Below are 3,679 nucleotides of genomic sequence, written 5' to 3'. Positions count from 1 at the left end.
GGTTTCTTCCCACTTCCCCACTTCCCCACTTCCCCACTTCCCCACTTCCCACTTCCATCACTGTTTACTGATCACTGAAAATGCTCTCTAGGGCCAAAAGCTGCCAAGATCACAAAAAAGACCGCTATGATCGAAAATAGAAATCATCGTCATTGGTAGAGAATAGGTAAAAAATCTATGACATCTTATGCGGCCTCCTCTGCACGAGCCGAAATGAGCGAACTTCGGCGCCTAAAAACCCTACTACCTCCAGAATTACAAAGTTGGGTAACGGTAGAAGGTTCCACAGAGGTTAATCCCCCCCTGATCCGTTGTGAAGAAATTGGCAGAGATGAGGTAGAAATTCAGATAGATTTAGCCAAATGGGAAAATTTAGCCATCGATCAGCGTAATTTGCTCTTTTGGCATGAAGTCGCCAGGATTCAAAATGATAGTATTCCCCGGGAAGGCTGGGAAATGGCCGCCCTCGCTATTGGCTTAGGTGGTGCAGTGGGGGAATTATGGGTACAGGACGGGTTATTATTGCTTTTGGCTATGGGATTATGTGGGATTTCCGGTTATCGTCTCTGGCGCAAAAATAATGGCGATAAAATTCTCAAAGAAGCGATCGAAGCCGATGAAAAAGCGATCGCCTTGGCCACCCGTTTCGGTTATTCTCTCCCCAACGCCTACAAGAGCCTAGGCAGTGCCTTTAAAACCCTAATTGAACAAACGCCCAACCGTCGTCTGCGTAAGCGTTATGAGACCCGTTTAGATGCCCTGAGAAAGAGTGCAGCCAAAGCGAAAGCCCAAACCCAAGGCCGTCCGCCCCTAGGTGAGATTCGTTAGCCGATGATCACAGGTAATCTCTGACATTACCCATTGGTATTTGGGGAAAAGTTTAGTAAACATTTAAGTGGGTCATCAGGCCTTGTTCATCTATCAAACCACCTCTTTGTGTCGATGACTTCCCAAATTCCTGAAACACGTTTTCTGATCATTCCGATGGAGTATCCGGTTTTGCGGATGCCGGATCGCTTGACTGTCTTGGAAGCAGTACAGTTCAAGGATTTGTTTCACCATCTCATCGCCCAAACACCCACTCCCGAAAAAGTCATTCTTGATCTAAATGCCACTCAATTTATGGATAGTAGTGGTGTGGGTGCTTTAGTCCATAATCTCAAAGCGGCTAGGGAAAAAAATATCGAGTTAGTGCTGGCTAACGTCCATCCCCCAGTGATGGGGGTTTTATCGATTACGGGACTAGATCAATTATTCACTTTCCAAACCTCCCCCCTAGCAGCCCAAGAAAAGGGCTTTACTGCCAATGAAAACCATCTACCGGAAACTCATCCCTCGATTCGCAGTTGGTTAAAGCGCGGTCTTGACATTGTTGGTGGGATCGTGGGTTTATTAATCACGGGGGTTATTTTTGTCCCCATTGCTATCGCTATTAAGTTAGACAGTCCGGGTCCAATTTTTTTCAGTCAAACCCGCTGCGGTTGGTTGGGAAAGGAATTTAAAATTCTCAAGTTTCGTTCCATGTGTGTGGATGCAGAAGCACTCAAGGATAAAATCCCTAATCAAGCGGAGGGAGCTTTTTTTAAAAATAAAAATGATCCCCGGATTACCCGGGTAGGAAAATTTTTACGTCGCACCAGTTTAGACGAATTGCCCCAGTTTTGGAATGTGATCACCGGTGAAATGAGTCTTGTTGGCACTCGTCCTCCCACCCCCGATGAGGTGGAACGCTACGATGTTCCCCAATGGCAACGTTTAGATGTAAAACCCGGTATGACGGGAGAATGGCAGGTGAATGGTCGCTCTCGGGTGAGTAATTTTGAAGAGGTAATTCAACTAGATTTGCGCTATCAAGAAAATTGGAGTTTAGGCTACGATCTACAACTGATTTTTAAAACGATTTTGATTCTCTTTCAAAAAAACAGTGGTGCCTTCTGAAGTCTTAAATTCCCCTTCTTTCCCCCTCCAATTCCATCTACAAGTCCAGACGGAATTGGCAGCTTTAATCCCAGTCCTACAATGGTTTGAATCTCACGGCCGCTCTTTTCTACCCGACTCGGTGCTTTGGCAGTGTAAGGTGGCTTTAGCAGAAGGATTTACTAATGCTGTCCGTTACGCTCACCAACATTTACCACCGACTACACCGATCGATCTAGAATTAACTTTAAAGTCCCATTCTCTAGAAATAAGAATATGGGATCACGGTCAATCTTTTGATCTGCAAGCAAAACTTGATTCTCTACAACAACGTCCCCTCGCACCTTTGGAAATGGAAAGCGATCGAGGATTAATTTTTATGCGTTCTCTTACTGATACTTTACAATATATCCGCACTGGCGAAGGGAGAAATTGTTTAATTCTCCAGAAAAGTTTTTAAGTCAATTTATCCCCTGCTAGAAACTCCGTCCATGGCACAGGTTTCCAGACGAGAAAAAACAATTATCCCACCCCCCACACCCCACACAAGGGTGGGGAGATGTCCCCAGGGTGCTTTGAGAGAGAAAGTAATTTGATCGTAGTATAACCACTTGTTATTAACTCGCCAACCGACTTTTGTTCCAAAAGCGTTCCATTTTTGTTGATCATAATTGCTGCTTCCTCCCAAACTTTCATAGATTCTTTTCTGAACAGATATACCGAATTTTCCCTGACTATATTTTAACCAGAGTTGATTGATAGTGGCTAAATCTTCACAGGGAAAGTTATCTATGTCTTCTATCTTAAGATATTTTTCTTTAGTTCGATCGGCAACTTTTAAGAAGAGATTAGCCGTTTCTTGATCTGCCTCTTGCCATTTTTCTTGCGCTAAGAAATCCCGTAGGTTAGTGTAATCAATTTCCTTGGCACTTTTGAGGTTAATTTCCTCCCTGGTGGCGGCTGGAAAAACTGGCAAAACTGTTTCTTGAATTGTATTCTGTGATCGGGGTTTTGGCGGAATCACGAAGGCTAATTTTACTGCTAACTCTTGCAGGACTTCCCCGGCTGATTGATAACGTTTTTTGGTGCCAAATTCAATTAATTTATCTAAAATTTTACCTAATTCAACACTAACAGGATTATTAATCAGGTACTGTCTCCATACCCATTCATGTTCACTCACATCGAATAATTCAAAGGGAGATATTCCCGTTAATAAATAGATACAAGTGACTCCCAAACTATATAAATCACTGCTATTAATCGCTTTGCCATTACTTTGTTCTGGGGCGATATATCCCGGCGAACCGATCACTGTTCCTGTCAGGGAAAGGTTAGCAATGGGCATGAATTTAGAGGCACCAAAATCCACTAAAATTATTTTATTATCGCTGCGTCTCCTAATTATATTAGCTGGTTTAATATCCCGATGAATGACTCTTTTAGCATGGATAAAATCAAGAATTGGCAAAATTTCCAATAAAAGATGTTTGATCTTTTCCTCATTGAAAACTCCCTCGCTTTGTAATTCTTGTTCTAGATTTTCTCCCTCAATATATTCTTGAACAAGATATTGTCGCCCATCATTGCTGGTAAAATAGGCATAGAGGGAGGGAATTTGTGGGTGTTGACCGAGATTATCTAAACTAATCGCTTCTTCTTTAAATAATTCCGCCGCTTTCTTGAGAGCATTACTGCCTTGAGCGCTAGGAAAAAATTGTTTAATCACACAATAAGGTTTAGAAGGTTTATCCTCATCAAT

Annotated in this window: 4 protein-coding genes; 3 read left to right on the top strand and 1 reads right to left on the bottom strand. The window is 42.7% G+C overall.

Going from position 1 to position 3,679, the window contains the following annotated elements:
* Positions 1-177 precede the first annotated feature (177 nt).
* The 3 genes from PX636_RS11355 (at position 178) to PX636_RS11345 (ending at position 2,377) form a co-directional block, all read left to right on the top strand.
* Positions 178-828, top strand: a complete 651-nt coding sequence (locus tag PX636_RS11355) for a DUF3318 domain-containing protein (protein WP_002756971.1) — start codon at positions 178-180, stop codon at positions 826-828.
* A gap of 114 nt (positions 829-942) precedes the next feature.
* Positions 943-1,938, top strand: coding sequence for an anti-sigma factor antagonist (locus PX636_RS11350; protein ID WP_002799136.1), 996 nt, complete (start codon positions 943-945; stop codon positions 1,936-1,938).
* Positions 1,925-2,377, top strand: a complete 453-nt coding sequence (locus tag PX636_RS11345) for an ATP-binding protein (protein ID WP_002799139.1) — start codon at positions 1,925-1,927, stop codon at positions 2,375-2,377. The genes PX636_RS11350 and PX636_RS11345 overlap by 14 nt, the downstream gene beginning before the upstream one ends.
* Before the next feature lie 6 nt (positions 2,378-2,383).
* Here PX636_RS11345 and PX636_RS11340 read toward each other — a convergent pair.
* The coding region (locus PX636_RS11340; RefSeq protein WP_288117245.1) for a serine/threonine-protein kinase at positions 2,384-3,679 on the bottom strand (1,296 nt) is incomplete at its 5' end.

Origin of the sequence: Microcystis sp. M53598_WE2 (genome assembly GCF_030067735.1) — a bacterium.
GTDB classification, from domain to species: Bacteria; Cyanobacteriota; Cyanobacteriia; order Cyanobacteriales; family Microcystaceae; genus Microcystis; species Microcystis aeruginosa.
The sequence above is the reverse complement of the archived record's forward strand: the minus strand, read 5'-3'. Positions and strand labels throughout refer to the sequence as shown.

Bases quoted from the DNA above. Each gene is read 5' to 3' on its own strand.
- PX636_RS11355 (WP_002756971.1), top strand. From the start codon at position 178: ATGACATCTTATGCGGCCTCCTCTGCACGAGCCGAAATGAGCGAACTT.
- PX636_RS11350 (WP_002799136.1), top strand. From the start codon at position 943: ATGACTTCCCAAATTCCTGAAACACGTTTTCTGATCATTCCGATGGAG.